Source organism: Kitasatospora sp. NPDC048296 (assembly GCF_043201815.1).
Classification (GTDB): domain Bacteria; phylum Actinomycetota; class Actinomycetes; order Streptomycetales; family Streptomycetaceae; genus Kitasatospora.
This window is the reverse complement of record NZ_JBICZB010000071.1, coordinates 11,315-33,666: the sequence shown is the minus strand read 5'-3', so window position 1 is coordinate 33,666 and position 22,352 is coordinate 11,315. Positions and strand designations below refer to the sequence as shown.

11 protein-coding genes and 1 pseudogene are annotated in these 22,352 nt (G+C 73.5%); 3 read left to right on the top strand and 9 right to left on the bottom strand.

Features of this window, described 5'->3' with window-relative positions:
* Positions 1 to 16: 16 nt before the first annotated feature.
* On the bottom strand, positions 17 to 736 hold the full coding sequence (locus ACGF12_RS31050; protein WP_393037334.1) for a TetR/AcrR family transcriptional regulator: 720 nt from the start codon (positions 734 to 736) through the stop codon (positions 17 to 19).
* Between the two features lie 100 nt (positions 737 to 836).
* Between ACGF12_RS31050 and ACGF12_RS31045 the strand changes: the two genes are divergently transcribed.
* Positions 837 to 1,850, top strand: coding sequence for a zinc-binding dehydrogenase (locus tag ACGF12_RS31045; RefSeq protein WP_393037331.1), 1,014 nt, complete (start codon positions 837 to 839; stop codon positions 1,848 to 1,850).
* 251 nt (positions 1,851 to 2,101) lie between these two features.
* On the opposite strand, the gene ACGF12_RS31040 is transcribed toward ACGF12_RS31045, so the two are convergent.
* Both ACGF12_RS31040 and ACGF12_RS31035 read right to left on the bottom strand, forming a co-directional pair.
* On the bottom strand, positions 2,102 to 2,827 hold the full coding sequence (locus ACGF12_RS31040; protein WP_393037328.1) for a hypothetical protein: 726 nt from the start codon (positions 2,825 to 2,827) through the stop codon (positions 2,102 to 2,104).
* A gap of 4 nt (positions 2,828 to 2,831) precedes the next feature.
* Positions 2,832 to 3,005: a hypothetical protein gene (locus ACGF12_RS31035; protein WP_393037326.1), complete on the bottom strand. Its 174-nt coding sequence runs from the start codon at positions 3,003 to 3,005 to the stop codon at positions 2,832 to 2,834.
* A 207-nt stretch (positions 3,006 to 3,212) separates the two neighbouring features.
* Between ACGF12_RS31035 and ACGF12_RS31030 the strand changes: the two genes are divergently transcribed.
* Positions 3,213 to 6,017, top strand: coding sequence for a penicillin acylase family protein (locus ACGF12_RS31030; protein ID WP_393037323.1), 2,805 nt, complete (start codon positions 3,213 to 3,215; stop codon positions 6,015 to 6,017).
* A gap of 49 nt (positions 6,018 to 6,066) precedes the next feature.
* Here ACGF12_RS31030 and ACGF12_RS31025 read toward each other — a convergent pair whose 3' ends face one another.
* On the bottom strand, positions 6,067 to 6,366 hold the full coding sequence (locus ACGF12_RS31025; RefSeq protein ID WP_393037320.1) for a hypothetical protein: 300 nt from the start codon (positions 6,364 to 6,366) through the stop codon (positions 6,067 to 6,069).
* A 108-nt stretch (positions 6,367 to 6,474) separates the two neighbouring features.
* On the opposite strand from ACGF12_RS31025, the gene ACGF12_RS31020 reads away from it, so the two are divergent.
* Positions 6,475 to 7,692: a pyridoxal-phosphate dependent enzyme gene (locus ACGF12_RS31020; RefSeq protein ID WP_393037317.1), complete on the top strand. Its 1,218-nt coding sequence runs from the start codon at positions 6,475 to 6,477 to the stop codon at positions 7,690 to 7,692.
* On the opposite strand, the pseudogene ACGF12_RS31015 reads toward ACGF12_RS31020, so the two are convergent.
* From ACGF12_RS31015 to ACGF12_RS30995, 5 genes and pseudogenes are all read right to left on the bottom strand, one after another.
* A pseudogene (locus ACGF12_RS31015) lies at positions 7,689 to 8,285 on the bottom strand (class I SAM-dependent methyltransferase); the annotation flags it as partial. The gene ACGF12_RS31020 and the pseudogene ACGF12_RS31015 overlap by 4 nt on opposite strands.
* A gap of 71 nt (positions 8,286 to 8,356) precedes the next feature.
* Positions 8,357 to 9,412, bottom strand: coding sequence for an MDR family NADP-dependent oxidoreductase (locus tag ACGF12_RS31010; RefSeq protein WP_393037314.1), 1,056 nt, complete (start codon positions 9,410 to 9,412; stop codon positions 8,357 to 8,359).
* Positions 9,409 to 11,073: a phytoene desaturase family protein gene (locus ACGF12_RS31005; protein WP_393037357.1), complete on the bottom strand. Its 1,665-nt coding sequence runs from the start codon at positions 11,071 to 11,073 to the stop codon at positions 9,409 to 9,411. The genes ACGF12_RS31010 and ACGF12_RS31005 overlap by 4 nt, the downstream gene beginning before the upstream one ends.
* A gap of 26 nt (positions 11,074 to 11,099) precedes the next feature.
* Positions 11,100 to 12,794 carry a phytoene desaturase family protein gene (locus ACGF12_RS31000; RefSeq protein ID WP_393037311.1) on the bottom strand — a complete coding sequence of 565 codons (1,695 nt, stop codon included), beginning with the start codon at positions 12,792 to 12,794 and terminating at the stop codon, positions 11,100 to 11,102.
* A complete protein-coding gene (locus ACGF12_RS30995; RefSeq protein ID WP_393037308.1) occupies positions 12,781 to 22,023 on the bottom strand; it encodes an amino acid adenylation domain-containing protein in 9,243 nt (3,080 codons plus the stop codon). The genes ACGF12_RS31000 and ACGF12_RS30995 overlap by 14 nt, the downstream gene beginning before the upstream one ends.
* Positions 22,024 to 22,352 lie beyond the last annotated feature (329 nt).

Sequence of the window (22,352 nt, the reverse complement as noted above, 5' to 3'; positions counted from 1 at the left end):
CCGCCAGGGCCCGCCCTCAGACCCCGGTGAGCGCCAGCCGGATCCAGCGCTCGGCCTCCCCCACCGCCACCGGCACGTCGAAGGCCTCCGGAGCGGCCGCCGCCTGCACCACCAGCCCCTTGATCAGGCCCACCAGGGCCAGCGCGAACGCCCGCGGGTCCACCCCGGCGCGCACCTCGCCCTCGGCCAGCCCCTGCCCCACCACCTCCGCCGCCCAGCCTCGGGTACGCTCGTCCAACTCCGCCACCGCAACGGTCAGTTCGGAGGAGCCGGCGAGCGCCTCGGCGCCCAGCACCACGAAGGCCCGGCCCAGGTCGGTCGGGTTGCGCACCCCCTCCAGGCAGCCGCGCGCGAAGGCGCACAGCTCCGCCACCGCGCCGGCACCGCTGCGCTCCGGCGCGGCCGCCGCCATCGCCTCGGCCAGTGCCTCCTCCTGGAGCCGGGCCAGCAGGGCGGCCTTGGAGCCGAAGTAGTGGGTGGCCAGGCCGCGGCTGAAGCCCGCCTCCTCCCCGACCCTGGCGAGCGTGACCCCGGTGCTGCCGTGCTCGGCGATCAGCCGGGCGGCGGCGGCGAGCAGCGCCGCCTCGGCGCGGGCCCGCCGCTCGGCCTGGGTGCGGCGCGGCGGGGACTCCTGCGGCGGGGACTCCTGCCGTGGCGACTCCTGCGCCGGGGACTCCTGCCGGACGGCGTCCTGCGGCGCCTTCATCGGAGCGGCCGTTTCATCGTGCGTGGACATAGCACCATGCTAGGGTTGAATTCGCTTGTTGGACAACAAGCAAGTTTGGTGCGGCGAGGCACTTCCCGGCCCCGTCGCTCCCGGCAGAAGGGAAGTCCCGATGACCGCCACGATGCTCGCCGGCCGACTCGACGTCGCCAAGGGCGCTTTCGCCGTCGAGGAGGTGCCCGTCCCGTCGCCCGGCCCCGGCGAGGTGCTGATCAAGGTCGAGGCCGCCGGCGTCTGCCTCTCCGACGTCCACCTGATCGAGGGCATGCTCAAGCCGCTCCACCTCAAGGGCGACAAGGTCACCCTCGGCCACGAGGTGGCGGGCATCGTCCACACCCTCGGCGCGGGCGTGACCGGCGCCGCCGTCGGCGACCGGGTCCTGCTGCAGGCCGGCGAGACCCGCGACGGCGTGGTGTACACCCGGGGCGTGGACTACGACGGCGGCTGGGCCGAGTACGCGCTCGCCACCGCGACCACCCTGGTGCCGATCCCCGACGACCTCCCCTTCGAGCAGGCCTGCTTCATCCCCGACGCGGTCTCCACTCCCTGGGCCGCGATCACCACCACCGGCGCCGTCCGCCCGGCCGAGGCGGTCGGCGTGTGGGGCGTCGGTGGGCTCGGCGCCCACGGCGTGCAGCTGCTGCGGGCCATCGGCGCCTTCCCGATCGTCGCCGTCGACCCGCTCCCCGCCGCCCGCGAGCGCGCCCTCGCCTTCGGCGCCGACGCCGCCCTCGACCCGGCCGACCCCCGGTTCACCGAGCACCTGCGGGCGGCCACCGGCGGCCGCCCGCTCTCCGCCGCCTTCGACTTCGCCGGCGTCGCCCCGGTGCGCGAGCAGGCCATGGCCACCCTCGGCGAACGCGGCCGGCTGGTCCTCGTCGGCCTCACCGACAAGCCGCTGACCGTCACCAACGGCACCCTGGTCAGCTACCTGCGCCAGCAGATCCTCGGCCACTACGGCTCCGAGGGCCAGGACGTCATCGACCTGGTCGACCTGGTCCGCGGCGGCCGCCTGGAGTTCTCCCGCTCGGTGAGCGGCACCTTCCCGCTGGCCGAGGCCGCCCGCGCGGTGGAGTCCCTGGAGCGCAAGGAGGGCAACCCGATCCGGCTGGTGCTCAAGCCCTGACCGCCCCACCCCCGGTCGCGGGGCGGGTGATCGGACGTCCTTCCGGAAACGTGCGGCAGCCGGCGGAAGGGACGGCCCGGTGCACCCGCCCCGAGACATCCCTTGACACGAGGGCAGCCGGCTCGACCCGCCCGCGGACGGCCTCACCGACGGCACCGCCCTCCTGGTCACCGTCCGCACCGACCGCATCGGCCACGCCGGCACCATCCGCGCCCGCCTCGCGGCAGCCCGCTGACCGCTGACCGCCCGCGCTACTCCACCGGCGACACGTCCGACACCGGCTCCGCCGCGACCACCGCCCCCTTCGACTCCAGGTACAGCCGCGCCCGGAACACCCCGAACAGACTCGCCGTCACCGTCGCTCCGGCTCCCAGGAACAGCCCCGCACAGCCCACCAGCATCGCCCCGAGCCTCCGGTCGGTCGCCGTGAGCCCGACGAAGAACACCACCACGGAGGGCAGGAACGTCAGCAGGAAGGGCGTCGCCAGCACACTCGTCCCCCGTATGAACCCCGCACGGTCACGCCGGTACGTCTCCCGCGAACTCCGCATCGCATCACGGACCCCGACCCCGTCGAGCACCATCGCCGGCACCACCAAGTAGCTCCCCAACGACCACGCCGCGCCGACCACCGACACCGCCCCGAGCAACTGCGCCGCACTGATCGGCGCCCACGCGGCAATACCCGGCACCCGCCCGGCGGCCCGCCCGTAGCTGGACCTGACCCCCACCGGCCGCCCCCGCAGAGCGTCGGCGGCCGCGATGAGCAGCGCCGCATGACCGAAGACGGCAAGGAACGACAGCACCACCAGCCCGGCCACCCCCAGCACCAGGCTCCCCCCGAGCAGCACCTCGGCCCACACCACCAGCCCGGCCACCCCGCCCACCACGGCCACCGTGACCCCCGGCAGGACCAGCAACTTCTTCCGCCGCCACACCAACCCCAGCGGCGACCGACCCGACACACTCCCGCTCATTTCCTCACCCCAGCGGCCACCACGACTCCGGCAAGCTGCCCATGTGCCCGTCGTCCACCCGTATCGGCCAGAAGTGGCGACGGCTCGCGAAGGCCTCCGGGTCCAGGGCGCGCAGCACCTCCTCAGCCGCGGCGTCCAGCAACTCGCACGGGCCGAACACCGACCACGGCCTCGCCATCTCCCACCCTCCTCCCCCGCCGACCGACAAACGATCTTCCACCGACGCGAGTGACCATAGCCGACGCCACCGACAGTCAGCCCGGCCCCCATCCGTCCGACCGTCAACTCCGGTGCGGTAATCGCGAAATGGCATGCACGCCACTAGCCAACCGTCCAGTAGCGCCCCTACCGTCGACTCCCCGTGGCTTCGACGGAGGAGCTCGCCTTGCGCCCACGCCCCCACCGCCTCCGATTCCCGGCCGCCGCCCTCGCGTCGGCCCTGCTCGTCACCGCTGCCCTGACCACCCCCACCACCGCCACCGCTGTCCCCACCGACACCACGACGACCGCCCCCGACTACTGCGGCGGCCACTGCACCGACATCCTCCCGCCCGGCGAGAACGGCAACGCGACGCTCGCCGAGATCCTGCTCAACCGGATGTTCGGCAGCCGCCCCGCGCACACCGACGACCAGCTCGGCCCGTACGCGGCGCTCGCCTCCGGGTACCCCGGGCTCACCGAGGCCGGACTGCGCGGCTTCTTCAACGACGCCTCCTTCGGCGTCCCCGCCGACCAGGTGGCCAGCACCACCTCCCCGCGCCCGGACGTCACCATCGTGCGCGACAAGGCCGCCGGCATACCCCACATCACCGGCACCACCCGTTACGGCACCGAGTTCGGCGCGGGATACGCCGCCGCGCAGGACCGGCTCTGGGTGATGGACCTGTTCCGGCACGTCGGCCGTGGCGAGCTGTCCGGCTTCGCGGGCGGCGCCGCCGCCAACCGCCAGCTGGAGCAGAGCTTCTGGCAGGCCGCGCCGTACACCGAGGCCGAGTTGCAGCAGCAGATCGACGCGCTCGCCGCCCGCGGTGGCCGGGCCGCCCAGGCCCTCGCCGACGCGAACGCCTACCTCGACGGCGTCAACCAGTACGCCACGCAGGCGTACAACGGCCGTACCTTCCCCGGCGAGTACGACCTCACCGGGCACATCGACCCGATCACCAACGCCGGTTCGATCGAACCGTTCAAGCTGACCGACCTGGTCGCCCTGGCCTCCGTGGTCGGCGCGCTGTTCGGCGCGGGCGGCGGCAACGAACTCGCCTCCGCCCAGGTCAAGTCGGCCGCCGAGGCCCGCTACGGCAAGGACGCCGGGGACGCGCTCTGGAAGTCGCTGCGCGAGGCCGACGACCCCGAGGCGGTGCAGACCCTGCACGACGGGCAGAGCTTCCCGTACGCCACCGTGCCCGACCAGCCGCAGGGCCAGGCGCTGCCCGACCCCGGCTCGGTGGTGCCCGAGCGGATGATCTACGACGCCACCGGCTCGGCGGGGTCGACCACGACCACCGCGAACGGCGTCCTGCCCGGCAACCTGCTCACCGCCAAGCACGGCATGTCCAACGCCCTGCTGGTCTCCGGCGCGCACACCGACGACGGCCACCCGGTCGCCGTGTTCGGCCCGCAAACCGGTTACTTCGCCCCGCAGTTGCTGATGCTTGAGGAGATCCAGGGCCCCGGGATCAGCGCGCGCGGCGCGGCCTTCGCGGGCCTGAGCTTCTACGTGCAGCTCGGCCGCGGCCAGGACTACGCCTGGAGCGCCACCTCGGCCGGCCAGGACATCACCGACACCTACGCCGTCCCGCTCTGCACCACCGACGGCTCGCCGGTCACCACCGCCGCCAACTCCTACCTCTGGCACGGCCAGTGCCTGCCCTTCGACCGGCTGGAACGCAAGGACGCGTGGAGCCCGACCATCGCCGACTCCACCCCGGCCGGCTCGTACACCCTGGTGATGTACCGCTCCGACTACGGCCTGGTGACCGCCCGCGGCACCGTCGGCGGCACGCCCGTCGCGTTCACCTCGCTGCGCTCCACCTACCGGCACGAGGCCGATTCCATCATCGGCTTCCAGGAGTTGAACGACCCCGGCGCGGTCCACGACGCGCCGAGCTTCCAGCAGGCGGCGCAGGACATCAACTACACCTTCAACTGGTTCTACGCCGACTCCCGCGACATCGCGTACTACAACTCCGGCAGCAACCCGGTGCGCGCCCCCGGCGTCGACGCCGGCCTGCCCGTCCTCGCCCAACCGGCTTACGAGTGGGCCGACTTCGACCCGGCCACCAACACCGCCCGGTACACCCCGCCCGCCGAGCACCCGCAGTCCGTCAACCAGGACTACTACGTCTCCTGGAACAACAAGCAGGCCGACGGCTACACCACCGCCGGCTTCGGCAACGGCTCGGTGCACCGCGCCAACCTGCTGGACGACCGGGTCAAGGCCCTGCTCAAGGACGGCGGCAAGGTCAGCCGGGTCTCGCTCACCCAGGCCATGGAGAGCGCCGCGCTCACCGACCTGCGGGCCGAGGACGTCCTCCCCGACCTGATTCAGGTCCTGCGCAGCGGGCCGGTCACCGATCCGGCGACCCTCACCGCGCTGCAACAGCTGGAGGCCTGGCTCGCCGACGGCGGCCAGCGGAAGGAGACGTCGGCCGGCAGCCACACCTACGCGGACGCCACCGCGATCCGGGTGATGGACGCCTGGTGGCCGCTGGTCGCCGACGGCGTCATGCGGCCGGGGCTCGGCGACCAGCTGTTCACCGCCCTGACCGGCGCACTGCAGATCAACGAATCGCCCTCCGGCGGGCAGACCGGCGCCGCCGCCGGCGGCCCGGTGAGCGCCAACGAGTCCATCCCGCACAAGGGTTCGGCCTTCCAGTACGGCTGGTGGAGCTACCTGGACAAGGACCTGCGGTCCGTCCTCGGCGACCCGGTCGCCGGACCGCTGGCCCGCCCGTTCTGCGGCGGGGGCGACCTGACGGCCTGCCGGAACGTGCTGCTGAACACCCTGAGCCAGGCGGCCGCCCAGACCCCCGCCCAGGTCTACCCGGGCGACGGCGACTGCTCGGCCGGCGACCAGTGGTGCGCCGACACCATCATCCAGCGGCCGCTGGGCGGGGTGACGGACGACAAGACCACCTGGCAGAACCGGCCGACGTACCAGCAGGTGGTGCAGTTCGCCGGCCACCGCTGAGGCGGTTGACCCACGTCCGCCGGCGCCCACGCAGAGGGCGCCGGCGGCGTCAGTTCGCCCGCCTGTTGGCCTTCCGCTCCTCGTCCCGCAGGTTGCGGGCCTCGCGGCCCAAGCGCCTGGACGCCTGCACGTATGCTTCGGAATTGTCCGGGGAGATCCGATCGGCGACGGCGTAGGCCAAGTCCCCCGCACTCTCCACCAGGGCGGCGAGCGCCCCCAACAGCGCCACCTCCTCCGCCTCCGGAACCTTCTCCCGGCCGGTGTCCCGCGCCTTCGGCAGCGCGTTCTCCCGCAACTGCCGCCGCGCCTCGCCCACCGCGTCGACCATCGCCCGTATGCCGCTGTCCATGCCGCCCCCAGCTCCTGTCCGGTCTCCGACGTCCCGGTGAGTGTGCCCTCCCGCAGGGGAATCAAAAACCCCACCCTGTAGCACCTGAAACACAGCTATGGTGCTTACATGGCAGCAGACGACTCCCTCGCGACCGGCCAGCGCTCGCTCGGCGACCCCGACCTCCACTACCCGCTCTGGCCCCCGCTCACCGCAGGTTGCCCGCGGACCGGCTCGGAGGACGTCTCCTACCCCGTCGAGGTCGACTACGCCTACGACAAGGTCGACCCGGCCGGCCTGTTCGCTCCCACCAAGGCCCGCGGCGGACTGGAGCGGTGGGCGCCGCTGCTGCCCCCGCTGCTCGCGCCGGGCCTCGGCGAGGGCGCCACCCCGCTGGTGGAGATCGAGCCGGGCGTCCACATCAAGGACGAGTCCCGCAACCCCACCTGGAGCCACAAGGACCGGCTGAACCGCTGCACCGCCGGCGCCGCCGTGGGCGTCGGCGCGCCCGGCATCGCGGTCGCCTCCTCCGGCAACCACGGCGCCTCGGCCGCCGCCTACGCCGCCCGCGCCGGACTGCCCTGCGTCGTCTTCACCGGCCCCGACGTGCCGCCGGCCGTGGACGCGTTCCTCAACGCCTACGGCGCGGTGGTGCTGCCGGTGCCGTGGGAGGCCCGCTGGCCGCTGCTGCGGCAGGTGGTCGAGCGGTTCGGCCTGCACCCGGTCAGCAACCTGACCACGACCCACACCGGCCACGCCTACGGCCCCGAGGGCTACAAGACCGTGGCGTACGAGATCTTCCAGGACGTGGGCGTGCCGAGTGCGGTGTTCGTGCCGACCGGGTACGGCGAGCTGCTGTTCGGCGTCTGGAAGGGCTTCGCAGAGCTGCGCCGCCTCGGCCTGGCCGACCGGGTGCCGCGCGTCTTCTCCTGCGAGTCCGCGGCCTCCGGCCCGCTGCGGCGGGCGATCGACCGGGGCGTCCCGGCCACCCGCGTGACGGTCGGCCCGAGCGACGCCTACTCGATCGCCTCCCCGGTCAGCGGCTACCGGGGCGTGGTCGCGGTGCGTGAGAGCGGCGGCCGGGCACTGACCGTGGACGACGGCCAACTCGCCGACGCCCAGCGCGAGCTGGCCCGCGCCGGCCTGTGGGCGGAGCTATCCTCGGCGGCCGGCCTGGCCGGCCTGCGCAGCCTCGGCGACGAGGCCCTGGGCGAGGGCCCGGTGGTCTGCGTCTCCACCTCCAGCGGCTTCAAGGACAAGGCCATGGGCAGCCGCCCGACCACTCCGGTCACCCCCGAGTGGGCGGACGTCGAACGCCGCCTGCGCGCCGCGGGCATCACCGGCTAGCGCTTCACCGCGTACCCCAGGTAGGTCACTTGCGGCCGGGCGCCCCGGGACAGGACGAAGTCGACCAGGGGCGGGATCTCCTCATCGGTGATCCGGCCGCTGCGGCGCGCCAGGATCGCCCGGACCAGGCCGAGCGGGTTTCGCGGCTTGAACTCGCGGATGTCCTGGTTGCGCAGGCCGTGCCGGGCCAGCGCGGCGGTGACCTCGTCCGGGGTGCGCAGCCGGGCGGCGGTGTAGCGGCCGGGTGGCATGATCCGGGTCATCGGCAGGGCCTGGAAGGCGCCGAGGTAGACCAGCCGGGAGAGCGCGGTGCGGCTGACGGTGTCGTAGACGAGGGCGCCACCGGGGGCGAGCACCCGGGCGGCCTCACCGAGAACGCCGTTCAGGTCCTCCGTCACCTCGAAGGTGTCGGCGCAGTAGACCAAATCGAACTCGCCGTCACCGAAGGGGAGTTCCTCGGAATCGGCCACCAGGTCCGTGATCGCGGGCCCGGGCCTCGCATGGGCAGCCCGGGCGGTCGCGGTGGCCACCGGGGACGGGTCGACGGCGGTCACCCGATAGCCGAGGCCGGCCAGTCCGGCGGCGACCAGGCCGCCCCCGCCGCACCAGCCACCAGGTGACCGCCAGCGACACCACGAACAGCGTCAGGTTGACGGACGGCGCGTCAGAGCTCGACCAGCACCTTCCCCCTGCTCGCCGAGCGGTCCACGTAGAGGCTGCGGTACGCCGCGGGAATGCCGTCGAACCCCTGGTGGACGGTCTGCCGGTAGCGCAGGTCCCCGCTGCGGACCAGCGCCCCGAGGTCCCGCCGCAGCGCGGCCCAGTTCTCCTCGGTGAACCACTCCAGCGAGAAGACGCCGCGGATCGTGGTGCGGGGGAACATGATCACCGGCAGCAGCCGGGGTCCGGCCCACTCGCCGCCGACCTGACTCCCCCACTGCCAGCAGACCGCCACCCGGCTGTCCACCGCGAGCATCCCGAACACCACGTCGGTGAGCGTGCCGCCCAGGCTGTCGAAGTAGCGGTCGACTCCGCCCGGGGCGAACCCGGCCAGCTCCTTGGCCACCCGCTCCGGATCGTCGCCGTCGCGGTAGTGCAACACCTCGTCGAAGCCCAGCTCCCGCAGCCAGTCCCCCTTCGCCGGGGTCGCCGTGGTGCCGATGACCCGCGCACCGCGGTGCTTGGCGAGCTGCCCGACCACTGAGCCGACGGCGCCGCTGGCCCCGCTGACCACCACCGTCATGCCGGGTCGCACGTCCAGGAACTTCTCCACCGTCCCCCAGGCCGTCATCCCGGGCCCGCCCAGGAGGCCGAGCGCGGTGGTGACCGGCAGCTGCTCGTCGTAGTCCGCGTGGTCCAGCCGGCGGTAGGCCGGGAACACCATCGGGAAGGTACCGGTCTGCCAGAGCACGGGTGCGCCGTTGCCGATCACGTGGCTGCGCCAGCCGCCGAAGCCCTGGACCAGGTCGCCGACCGCGAACCGCGCGGCCGGCCCGGCCTCCAGCACCTCCATGATCGAGTCGGCACCCATGTGGTCGCCGATCGGGGTGTCCAGCGCGATGCCCTGGAGGTACGGGTCCACCGACACCCACCGAGTTCGCAGCAGCATCTCGTCCTCGGCGAGCCGGACGTCCACCTCCTCCACGACCTTCCGGTACATCCGGTCCACGTCCGGCACGCCGTCCAGGTGCTCCCGGACGACCCACTTCTCGATCCTCATGACGTGACTCCAAACTGCCGGTCGTCGGGGCCGACCGGCTCGGTGATCAGGGTGGGCGGCGGCGCGCTGTCGTCGACCTGGGCGGTGAACGGCCTGCGGTCGTCGCGGCAGATGAACTGGACGACGTGCCGGCCGGCGGCGGCCGCGCGGATCAGGCCACCGGTGGTCGCCCAGACCCCGGAGAGGTAGAAGTCGGCCAGGCCCGGCAGCCCCGGGCCGTTGCGCTTGATCTCCTCCTCCAGGGTCTCGCCGCTCTCCACGAAGGGCTGCCAACCGAGCACCGTGCCGTCGTAGTTGCCGGTGTAGCGGACCTGGGTGAGCGGGGTGGAGACGTCCTTGACGGCCACCGCGTCCCTCAGCCCCGGGTGGTGCCCGTCCAGGAACTCGATGACGGCGTCGCGCACCCGGCGCTTCTCCCGCTGGTACTCCCGGCCCCGCCCGACCGGCAGGGTGTGCAGTTCCTCGCCGCGCCGCAACCGGGGCGCCTGCTCGGGGCCGGTGCTCAACCGCCGCCAGGGGGCGATGTCGCAGAAGTAGCTGGCGTAGACGACGGTGGTCGACTCGGGCGACAGCTCCGGGTAGTGGCGGCTGCGGAACTGGATGTTGATGCTGGGGTGCCGGATGCCGGTGAGCCGCGCCGCGAACTCCTCCTCCAGCAGGTAGGTGGTGCACGGGTCGCCCGCCGGGAAGGGTCGGCGCAGGCCGAGGAAGACGGTCAGGTAGCCGGGGAAGACCATGCCCGGCTCGGTGAGCGTCTCGGTGTACAGCCGGCGGTAGGTGTAGTTCAGGTAGCGGCCCTTGAGCAGGTCCATCACGGTGGTGCGCCCGTCGCAGGCCGCCACCACGATGTCGGCCCGCACCTCCCGGCCGTCGCTGAGCCGCACCCCGACCGCCGCGTCCCGCTCGACCAGGATCTCGGTCACCTTGGCGTTGTACGTGATCTCCCCGCCGAGCCGCCGGTAGCGCTGCTCGACCGAGCGGGCCAGGCCGAGCGAGCCGCCCTCCGGCACCCCGGCCGACTGCCCCGCGTGCGAGGCGAGTTGGAAGTAGGTCGGCAGCACCGGGAAGTTGGGGTGCTTCTCGTACAGCACGAAGTTGAACGCCTCGCGCAGCAGCGGGCTGCGGAACCGCGCCGAGTAGTCGCTCATCAGCACCGTGATCGAGCGGCGGATGACGTTGACGTACGGCAGGAAGGAGGCCAGCATCCGCCAGCGCTCCCAGCGACCCATCAGCCCGACCGGTTTGAGGAAGGGGTAACGGGTCAGCGCCACACGGAACTTGCGCAGTCCGGCGCAGAACTGGCGGATCTGCCGGGCGTCCTCCGGGGCGAGGTCCAGCAGGTGGGCCTCCAGCCGGTCCGGGTCGGAGTAGAAGTAGACGGCCCGCCCGTCCCGGGTGCGCACCACGTTGAAGACGTCGAAGTTGCGCATCCGCTTGCCCTGCAGGGCGCCGAGTTCGAGCCAGATCCGGTGCATCTCGTTGCCCGGCCCGCTGCCCAGCAGCCAGCTGACGCAGCAGTCGAAGGTGAACTCGCCGCGGTCCCAGGCGGTGCAGCAGCCGCCGGGCAGCTCGTGCATCTCCAGGATCCGCGTCCGGTAGCCGTTCATCTGTGCGTAGCAGCCGGTGGACAGGCCGCCGAGCCCGCCGCCGATGATCACCATGCTCTGCCGGCCGCTGCTCGTCCCCGTCATTGCGGCCCTCCGACGGTCATCCGGCCCACGGTGGCCCGGTCGAGTTGCGGCAGGCGGCCCCACTTGCCCGCGTGCCAGGGTTCCCGGTTGTCGCTGGGCCAGGCCCGGAACGGTCGGCCGAGTTCCCGGCAGAGGTACTGGGCGGCGTACCGGCCGCTGGTGGCGGCCCGGATCAGTCCGCCGAGCGAGGTCCACTGCCCGGCCATGGAGAAGCCGCTGAGGCCCGGCAGCCGCATCCGGTCCCGGTTGACCAGGCGGTTGGCGGCGTCCTCGGCCTCGGAGAAGGCCTGCCAGGCGAGGATGCTGCCGTAGGTGTTGCCGGTGAAGCGCTCGGTGGTCACCGGCGAGGCCACGTCGACGAGTTCGATCCGCCCGCCGAGGCCGGGGTGGGTCCGGGTCAGGAACTCCCGGACGAACGCGGCGACTTCCTGCTTGCGCGCCCGGTAGGCCCGGCGGTCGCGCACCCGCAGCTCCTTCCAGGAGCGGTAGTCGCTGAAGTAGGTGCAGTGCAGCACCGACTTGCCGGGCGGCGCGAAGCCCTCGGCGTAGTCGGAGCGCAGCTGCACCACCAGGCTGTGCTGGAGCGAGCCGGGCAGCCGGGCGGCCTGCTCGGGCGGGAGCAGATAGGTGGTGCTGTGCGGCTCGCCCGCCGGCAGCGGTCCGTCGACACCGACGAAGGCGGAGACCACGGCCGGGTAGAGGTTGCCGGGCTTGTCCAGCAGTTCGCCGTACAGCCGGTCGGTGGCCGGGCTGGAGTAGCGGCCCGCCAGCAGCCGGTCGAGCACCGTCGGCCCGTCGCAGGCGGCGACCACGTGGTCGGCGAAGTGCCGTGAGCCGTCCCGCAGTTCGACGCCGACGGCGCGGCCGCCCTCGACCAGGATCCGGTCCACCCGGCAGCGGTAGCCGATCACCCCGCCGAGCGAGGTGTACCGCTCCTCCACCGAGCGGGCCAGTCCGAGCGAACCGCCCTGCGGGAAGCCCGCGTTGCCGGTGTGCGCGGCCGCCAGGGTGTACAGGTACGGCAGCAGCGGGAAGCCGGCCGGCTCCTGCAGGAACATGGTGGGGAAGGCCCGCCGCAGCAGCGGGTCCTGGAAGCGCTCGGCGAAGCCGCTCATCGGGGTGGTCGCGGTGCGCCAGAACAGCCGGAAGGCGGGCAGCAGGGCGCGCAGGGTGCGCAGCCGTTCGGCCGGGGTGCGCAGCGGCGGCGGGGTGAGGTCCCAGGGCAGGTCGATCGCGGCGAAGCGGCGCAGGTCCTTGCAGAAGGCGCGGATCGGCGCGGCGTCGCCGGGGGCGAGGGCCAGCAGGTGGGCCTCCAGCCGGTCCGGGTCGGTGTGGAAGGTGACGGCCCGGCCGTGCTCGTCGACGACCCGGTTGAAGGTGTCGAAATGGGTCACCGACTTGCCGTCCAGGGCTCCGAGTTCGCGCCAGACCTGGTGGGCGCCGGTGCCCTCGGCGGTGCCGATCAGCCAGTCGATGCAGTAGTCGAACAGGTAGCCGTGCCGGGACCAGGCGGTGCAGCAGCCGCCGGGCAGCACGTGCTTCTCGAAGATCCGGGTCTCCAGGCCGCTCATCTGCGCGTAGCAGCCGGTGGCGAGGCCGGCCAGGCCGGCCCCGATCACGATCACCCGGGGCGAGCCGCCGTCGGCCCGCTGCCTGGTGGACCAGTCCGGCCCGCGGTCAGCCGCGGCCATCGACGGCGCCTCCGGCCAGGATGGCACCCGCCAGTTCGGCGTTGCGGGCCGCGAACTCGCCGTCGAGCATCTCGGCGTGGTCGCCGTGGCCGGTGTGCACGGCGGTGCCGGTGGTGGAGGCGCCGTGCCAGGAGCCCGGCTCGCCGCGCTCGTGCACGGCGCGGCGCTCGCGCTCGCAGACCACGTCGAGCCGGGCGTTCACGGTGCCCGTGTTGGGGGTGCGGCTGCAGAACTCCAGGTAGTCCCGGGCCTGTTCCAGGGTCTCCTGGGCGACGATCCGCGAGCCGGTGTGCCGGTGCAGGTGCTCGCGCAGCTCCCGTTCGAAGACGGCCACGTGCTCCTCGCCCAGGTCGAAGGCCGCCAGGCTCCGGTAGGCGTCCACCAGCAGCACCGAGCCGACGGTGCGGCCGCGCCGTTCCAGTTCCTTGGCCACCTCGAAGGCGAGGTTGCCGCCGAGCGAGTAGCCGAGCAGAACGTACGGGCCCGGCTCGTGCAGCGCCTCGACCAGGTCGGCGTAGCGGGCGGTCTTGTCGTCGCCGGTCAGGTAGTTGAAGGCGACGATCCGGTGCTCGGGCAGGTGCGCGGCGAGCTGCCGGTAGACCAGGCCGTGGCCGCCGGCCGGGGGAAAGCAGAAGACCGTACGGGCTTCGGGAGCCCCGGAGTTGAACCAGAGGTGGGGTTCGCCGCCGGCCACCTCCCCGGTGATGATCTGCTCGACGGTGCGGGCCATGCCGTGCAGGGTGGTGACCTTGAACAGCAGGCCGACCGGGATGCCGATGTTGAACTCGGTCTGGAGGTGGTGGATCAGCTCGATCAGCCGGATGGAGCTGCCGCCGAGCTCGAAGAAGTCGTGCCGGAGGCCGACTTCGTCCAGGCCGAGCAGGTTCCGCCAGTGCTCGGCGACCCTGATCTCGTAGAGGGTGACGGGCGGTTCGTGCCGCTCGGCGCCGGTGTCGGCCTTGGGCTCCGGCAGGGCGGCGAGGTCGACCTTGCCGTTCGGGGTGAGCGGCAGGGCGGGCAGTTCGGTGAGGTAGGCGGGGATCATCACGGTGGGCAGGTGTTCGGCGAGGTGGCGGCGCAGTTCGCGGCGGTCCAGCTCGACGCCCTCGGCTGCCACCAGGTAGGCGGCCAGCACGGCTTCGCCCGAGGAGTCCTGCCGGACGGCGACGCAGGCCTGGGCGAGTTCGGGCCGGGCGGTGAGGTGGGCCTCGATCTCTCCGAGCTCGATCCGGTGGCCGCGCACCTTGACCTGGTTGTCGATCCGGCCGAGCAGGTGCGCGGTGCCCGTGGTGTCCCAGTGGCCGAGGTCGCCGGTGCGGTAGAGCCGCAGCGGCGTGCCGTCGAACTCCAGGGTGGTGAAGCGCCGTTCGGTCTGCTCCGGGTCGTTCGGGTAGCCGGCGGCGACACCCGCGCCGCCGATCCACAGCTCGCCGGGCACCCCGACCGGGACGGGCTCGCCGTAGCGGTCGAGGATGTAGAGCGCGCTGTTCGGGAAGGGCCGGCCGATCGGGACCATCCGGCCCGGTTCCAGCTCCTCGGCGGTGCCCTCGTAGTAGCTGGAGTCGACGGTGGCCTCGGTCAGGCCGTAGGAGTTGACCAGCCTGGTGTCCGGCCCGCACAGGGCGCGCAGCCGCCGGTGCTCGGCGGCCTTCCAGGAGTCGGAGCCGACGATCAGCAGCCGCAGGAAGTCCAGCCGCAGGCCCTCGCGTTCGCAGTGGGCGAGCAGGGCGCGGGCCACCGCGGGGACGAACTCGCCGCAGTCGACGGCCTCCTGGCGCATCACCCGGTGCATCCGGGCGGTGTCGAAGAGCAGTTCGCGGTCGACCAGGACGAGGGTGCCGCCGGTGCCGAGCGCCCGGGCGAGGTCGCCGGAGAACACGTCGAAGGCGGTCCCGGCCATCTGCAGGTGCACCCGGGCCTCGGTGTCCAGCCGGTACTGCTCGCGCCAGCCGGCCGTGACCGCGGCCAGGTTGCGGTGGTCGACCCGCACGCCCTTGGGGCGCCCGGTGGAGCCGGAGGTGTGGATCACGTACGCGGCCCGGTCCGGGTCCGCGCCGGGCAGCGGCCCGGCAGCGGCGGCCGGTCGCGCCAGCTCCTCCAGGGTGATCAGCGGCGCGGGCAGTTCGGCCGGGAGCGAGCGTCGCTCGTCCACCACGACCAGGGCCGCCCCGGCGTCGGCCACCTGGTACGCCAGCCGGTCGGCCGGGTGTCCGGGGTCGAGCGGCAGGTAGGCGGCGCCGGCCCGCCAGATCGCCAGCAGGGTGGTGATCAGCTCGGGTGACTTCTCCAGGCAGACCGCGACCACCGAGCCCTCGCCGACGCCCAGTTCGCGCAGCCGTACGGCGGTGCGCTCGGCGCGCCGGTCGAGCTCGCCGTAGGTGACCCGCCGGACGGTGCCCCGGCCGGGGGCCACCACCGCGACGGCCTCCGGGTGCTCGGCGGCGGCCTTGGCGATCAGCTCGGGCACCGTCACCGCGTCGTCGATCCGCCGCTCGACGCCGCTGAACTCGTCGAGGATCCGGCGGCGTTCGGCCTGCTCCAGCATCCGCAGCCGGCCGACCGGCTCGCCTTCGGCGGCCCTGGTCATGGCCTCCAGCAGATTGCGGTAGTGCGCGGCCAGCCGCTGGACGGTGGCGGGTTCGAAGAGGTCGGAGTTGTACTTGAACACGCAGTGGAGGCAGCCGTCCGACCGGTCCTCGTAGGCGGACAGAGTGAGGTCGAACTGCCCTTCCTCCTCGGGGAGTTCGATGTACTCCAGGCGGTAGCCGAAGCGTTCCACCGCGACCTTGTGGGTGAGCAGGATGAACATCGCCTGGAACACCGCGGAACGGCTCGGGTCGTGCTGCAGCCCCAACTGCTCGACCAGCAGCGGGAACGGGTACTCCTGATTGTCCAGGCCGCCGAGCACGCTCTCCCGCACCCGGGCCAGCAGCTCGGCCACCGTCGGCTCCCCGGCCAGGCTCACGTGCAGCGGCAGCGGGTTGACGAAGTAGCCGTAGACGGAGGCGAACTCCTCCTGGGTGCGGCCGGTGACCGGGCTGCCCACCACGATGTCCGACTGCCCCGACCAGCGGTGCAGCAGCAGGTAGTAGGCGCCGAGCAGCACCATGAACGGGGTGGCGTTGTGCGCGCTGGCCAACCCGTGGACCCGCGCTGTCAGTTCGGCGTCCAGCCGGAAGAACTCGGAGGCGCCGTTGTGGGTCTGCACCGCCGGGCGCGGCTTGTCGGTGGGCAGTGCCAGCACCGGCATCCCGGCCGGCAGGTGGCCGCGCCAGTAGTCGAGCATCCGCCGCGCCTGCGGCCCGGCCAGGAAGCGGTTCTGGTGGTTGAGGAAGTCCAGGTAGCGGGCGGCCACCGGGGGCAGTTCGGGGGTGCGGCCCCGGCGCAGCGCCTCGTAGACCTCGAACAGCTCCTCGATGAAGGTGAAGGTGGAGATCGCGTCCGAGACGATGTGGTGGACGGCCTTCATCAGCACCCAGCGGTCCGGTCCGCGCCGGAACAGCCGCAGCCGCACCAGCGGGTCCTCGGCCAGGTCGTACGGCCGCCGGTACTCGCGGACGATCAGTTCGTGGATCTCCTCCCAGGGGCGGCCCTCGACATCGAACAGCCCGGTGTCGGCGTTGACTTCGGCGCGGATCCGCTGGATCGGGCGGCCCTGGTCGGCGGTGAAGGCGGCGCGCAGCCCGGGGTGGCGGGCGACCAGGAAGGCGAAGGCGGCGAACACCAGCTCCGGGTCGAGTTCGGCGCGCACCTCGACCGCGCCGCCGATGTTGTACGCGAAGCCGTCCGGGTGCAGCTGGCGCAGGAACCACAGCGCCTGCTGGTTGTGGGTGAGCGGGTAGCGGGACTCGTCGGTGTGGAGCTCGACCTCGGCCTGCTCCGGGCCGCCATCGGCGGCGAGCCGTTCGGCCAGCCCTTCGGTGAGCAGGTCGGCCAGGCCGCCGACGGTGCCGTTGCTGAGCAGCGCCACCACCGGCAGGGCGACGCCGAGTTCGGCGTGCACCCGGGCCCGCAGCTCCATCGCGAGCAGCGAGTCCAGGCCGTGTGCGCCGAGCCTGGTGTCCGGCGAGATCCGCTCGGCGCCGATCCGCAGGACGGCCGCCGCGGCGGCCGTGAAGCGCCCGGTGACCAGCTCCCGCCGGGCCTGCCGGCCGGCGGTGCGGTAGGCGTCCAGGAAGCCGCCGGTCTCGGCCGGGGCCTGCTCGGCGGCGCTCGCCGCGAGTTCGGCGACCAGCGGCGGCGGGGCCGGGTACCAGGCGAGGAAGGTCGGCCAGTCGACCACGGTGGCGACCAGCAACTGGGCCCGGTCCTGTCCGAGGACGCGCTCCAGCACGGCGGTTCCGGCCTCCGGCGGCAGCGAGCTCATGCCGCGCGCGTCGCGGTAGTGGGCGACCAGACCCAGTTCCTCGATCATGCCGGTGGCCCAGGGGCCCCAGTCCAGGCTGAGCGCGGGCAGGCCCGCGGCGCGGCGGTGGTGGGCCAGGGCGTCCAGGAAGGCGTTCCCGGCCGCGTAGTTGGTCTGTCCGGCGGTGGTGAGCAGCGAGGCGACCGAGGCGAACAGCACGAAGTGGTCGAGCGGTTCGGCCTCCAGCAGCCGGTGCAGCAGGTGACCGCCGACCACCTTGGGACTGTACCCGGCGTCGAAGGCCGCGCGGTCCAGCTGCGCCAGCAGGGTGTCCCGGACCTGCCCGGCGAGGTGGAACACCCCGCGGATCGGCGGGAGTTGGCGCTGCCGGTAGTCGGCGAGCCAGCCGGCGAGGGCGGCCTCGTCGGTGACGTCCACCGGGGCGAGCAGCGGTTCGGCGCCGAGCGCCTCCAGTTCCCGCAGGAAGGCGATCCGCTCCCCGGCCGGGCTCGCCGGGTCCACGCCCTGCCACTCGGCGCGTTCCGGCAGGGCGGTACGGCCGACCAGGATCAGCCGCCGGGCGCCGCGTTTGACCAGGGTGCGGCAGAGCAGTCGGCCGAGCGCGCCGAAGGCGCCGGTGACCAGATAACTGCCGTCGGGGCGCAGGACCGGCGGCAACGGCCGGGTGAGGCCCTCGGCCGGGCGCAGCCGGCCGGTGAGCCGGCCGCCGTCCCGCAGGGCGATCTCCTGCTCGTCCCCGGCGCCGAGTTCGGCGAGCAGCGCCCCGGCCTGCTCCCCGGCGTCGAGCGCGGGGTCGAGGTCGACCAGGCTGCCGCGCTGGGCGACGAGTTCCTGCTGCCACAGCACCCGCCCGATGCCCCAGGCGGGGGCGCCGAGCGGTTCGACCCGGTCGCCGGGCCCGGTGGCCTGGGTGCCCCGGGTGACGATGTGCAGCCGGCCGTCCGGGCGGGCGGCGGGCAGCGCCTGGGCGAGGGTGATCAGCGAGTAGGCGCCGAGGGTGGCGAGCCGGTCGAGCTGTCCGGGGTCGGTGGCGTCGAGGGCGGGCAGGTCGACGTTCCACAGGTGGACGACGGTCCGGTACGCCGGGTCCAGGTCGGCGAACAGCCGCCGCAGGTCCTCGGCGGAGTCGGGCCGCACCGTCGTCTCCCCGCCGGAGACGGCGTACGAGCCGCCGGGCCGGACCAGGTGGCAGCGGGCGCCGCGCTCGGTGGCCAGGGCGGCCAGCCGCTCGGCGAGGCCGCCGCCGTCGGCGAACAGCAGCAGGTCGCCGGTCGGCCGGTCGAGCGGCGCCGCCGGGGCCGGCGTCCAGGCGAGTTCGGTGAGCCAGCCGTCGATGGTGGCCAGGCCCACCGAGGCGGAGGCCTGGGCGACGTCGGCGACCTTGAAGCCGGTGATCCGGCCGAGCGGGGTGCCGTCCTCGGCGTAGAGGGCGAGGTCGCCGACGAGTTCCTCGCCGCTGTCCCGGGTGACGGTGGCGTGCGCCCACAGCGGCCGGTCGCCGGCCTGGTCGAGCCGGACCTCCTCGATCGAGACCGGCAGCCGGACGCTGCCGCCCTCGGGTGCGTGCAGCCGGGTGGTCAGCAGGGTCTGGAAGCAGGCGTCCAGCAGCACCGGGTGCAGGTGGTGGTCGGCGGCCCCGGGGCCGAGCCGCGGGGTGGGCCGGATCAGGGCGAGCGCCTCGTCGGGCCCGGCCCAGGCCTCGGCGATGGCCTGGAAGGCGGGCCCGTAGTGGTAGCCGCGCTCGGCGAGGCGCCGGTAGCAGTCCGGGCCGTCGACGTGCCGGCCTCGGGCGCGCAGTGCGTCGAAGTCCGGTGCCGGCCGGTGGGCGCGGCGCTGGCCGGTGCGGACCCGGCCGCTCGCGTGCACGGCGGGCTCGCCGCCGGCCGGGGTGGAGGCGATGGTGAAGCGGGCATCCTCGGGCGCGTAGCCGAGCTGGACGGGGACCGGCTCGCGCTCGGAGAGGAACAGCGCCCGGTTCAGCTCGACCTCGGCCAGCACCACCTCGGTGCCTCCGGTGAGCGCCCGGACGGCCTGGGCGGCCATCTCCAGGTACCCGGCGGCCGGGAAGACCACCTGGCCCTCGATCCGGTGGTCCGCCAGGTACGGCAGCCGCTCCGGGTCCAGCGCGGTGCTCCAGCAGGGCTGGGCGCTCGCGGTGCGGCGGCCCAGCAGCGGGTGGTCGACCCGCCCGAGCCGGACCTGCTCCACCGGCTTCGGCTCGACCCAGTACCGGTCGCGCCGCCACGGGTAGGTCGGCAGCGGCACCGGGCGCCCGGCCGGCTGCACCGCGTCCCAGCTCAACTCGACGCCCAGGGCGTGCAGTTCGGCCAGGGTGCGGGCGAAGCGCTCGGGCTCGTCCTGGTGCCGGCGGATCGACGGCAGGGTGTGCGCCTGCTCGGCGCACTCGCGGATCGCGTGCCCGAGCACCGGGTGCGGGCCGAGCTCCAGGAACAGCCGGTGGCCGTCCTCGGCCATCCGCTCGACGGCGGCCCGGAAGCGCACCGGGTTGCGGACGTTGCGCCACCAGTACTCGCCGTCCAGCTCCGACCCCCGGGCGATCCCCTCGTCGGCGGTCAGGTAGAGCGGCAGCTGCGCCTCGCGCGACTTGATCCCGGCCAGCGCGGCGATCAGCTCGTCCCGGATCGGCTCCATCCGCACGCTGTGGTAAGGGACTTCGACGTCGAGGAAGCGGGTGAACACGCCCTGCCGCCTGAGCTCCTCGGCCAGTTCGCGCAGCGCCTCGGTGTCCCCGGCGAGGGTCACGGCAGAGGGGCTGTTGACGGCGCCGAGCGAGACCCGGGTGCGGTACGGACGGATCCGCCGCTCCGCCTCGGCCTCCGGCAGGCCGACCGCGAGCATCGAGCCAGTCCCGGCCAGGCGCTGCTGCAGCCCGCTGCGCGCGAGCACCACCCGGACGGCGTCGGCCAGGTCGTACACCCCGGCCTCGTGGAAGGCGGCGACCTCGCCGGTGCTGTGCCCGACCACCGCGTCCGGCACCAGGCCGTGGCTCCGCCAGAGCGCCGAAAGACCCACCTGGACGGCGAAGTTGGCGGGCTGGGCGAGCCAGGTCTCGGCCATCCGGGAGTCCGCCTCGTCGCGGCCCGACTCCTCCAGCAGCGACCAGCCGGCCTGCTCGCGGATCTCCCGGTCGACGGCCCGCACGGCCTCCCGGTAGACCGGCTCGCTCTCGTACAGTCCCCGGCCCATCCCCCACCACTGCGGGCCCATGCCGGTGAACACCCAGGCCAGCCGCCGCTGTCGGCGCTCCCGGGCGCGCCCCTGGACCACTCGTGGGTGCGCCTCGCCGCGCTCGTGGGCGGCCAGCGCCTCGTCCAGGTCCTGCCGCCCGGAGTAGACCACGGCGAGCCGCTCGGGCAGGTGCTGGCGGCGGTGGGCCAGGGTGTGGCCGAGGTCGGCGAGCGCCGTCCCGGCGGCCAGCTCGGTGCGGACGGCGCCGGCCAGCTCGGGCAGTCCGGCGGCGTCCCGGGTGCTCAGCGGCAGCACCGCACGGGCCGGCTGCGGCGCCGGCCGGGCCGGGGCGGGGAGCGGCGGCTCCTCCAGCAGGACGTGCGCGTTGGTGCCGCCGAAGCCGAAGGAGTTGACGCCGGCGCGGGCCGGGCCCTGGTGTTCGGGCCAGTCGACGGGGGCGGTGGGGATCTCGAAGGGCAGCGCGGCCAGGTCGATGCCGGGGTTGGGCCGCTCCAGGTTGAGGTGCGGCGGGATGCGGCGGTGCTTGAGGGCCAGCGCGGTCTTGATCAGCCCGGCGACGCCGGCGGCGGCCTCGGTGTGCCCGATGTTGGTCTTCACCGAGCCGACGTAGCAGCGGTCCCCGGGACGGCGGCCGATGCCCAGCACCCGGCCGAGCGCGGCCGCCTCGATCGGGTCGCCGACCGGGGTGGAGGTGCCGTGCGCCTCGACGTACTGCAGACTGCCGGGCAGCACCCCGGCCTCGGCGCAGACCCGCTCGATCAGGGCGACCTGGGCGTCCGCGCTGGGGACGGTGATGCCGTTGGTGCGGCCGTCCTGGTTGACGCCGCTGCCGAGGATGACGGCGTGCACCGGGTCGCCGTCGCGCAGCGCGTCGGAGAGCCGCTTGAGCACCACCACGCCGACGCCCTCGGCCCGGACGTAGCCGTCGGCGGAGGCGTCGAAGGCCCGTGAGCGGCCGTCCGCGGAGAGGAAGCCGCCCTTGGTCTCGGCGATCGTGTACTGCGGCGCCATGTGCAGCAACGCGCCTCCGGCCAGGGCGAGTTCGCTCTCGCCGCGGAGCAGGCTCTGGCAGGCCAGGTGGACCGCGACCAGCGAGGAGCTGCAGGCGGTGTCGATGGAGACGCTGGGGCCGCGGAAGTCGAAGCAGTGCGAGATCCGGTTGGACACCATCGTCATCATCGTGCCGGTGGCGGTGTGCGCGGCGATGGTGCCGAAGTCGAGGTCGGCGAACTGCAGGATCTTCCAGTCCAGGGTGAAGGCGCCCATGTAGACGCCGACGTCCCGCCCGGCCAGCTCGCCGGGGCGCAGCCCGCCGTCCTCCAACGCCTCCCAGCTGACCTCCAGGAGCTTGCGCTGCTGCGGGTCCATGTGCTCGGCCTCGCGCGGGCTGATGCCGAAGAAGTCCGGGTCGAAGGTGTCGAAGCCGTCGATGTAGCCGCCCCGGCCGCCGATCAGCCGCCCCGGCTTGGCGCGGTCCCGGCTGCCCAGGGTGCCGGTGTCGTACCGGTCGGCGGGGGTGTCGGTGAGGCAGTCCCGGCCCTCGATCAGGTTGCGCCAGTAGGTCCGGTGGTCGTTGGCGTGTCCCGGCAGGCGACAGCCGATCCCGGTGATCGCGATCCGGTCACACGGCACGGCGAAGGGCGAGGTGGTCATGATCCAATCCGGGGTCGGTGGCGGGACGGCGCGGGCGCGGGAGGGGCGGCTTCGCGGGCCGGGGTCAGGCGGTGGACATCGATGGCGGCGTGAACACAATTCCCCCGTGCCGACATTGGCATTCCGACCACGAACACTGAATATGCCGATGAGCCAATCGGACCCGGGGTCAATTGCATCGCGGGTCGCGCGGCAAAGACATCAGGAGTTTCCCCGCAAGAGCCGAAGCGGATGGGCCATCCGGCATGTGATGGCGGACAGCACGCTCCCCCTCGTTCTTCGCGGACTAACGACTGGAAACGTCAGAGACTCTAGCGGGAGCCAGAGGT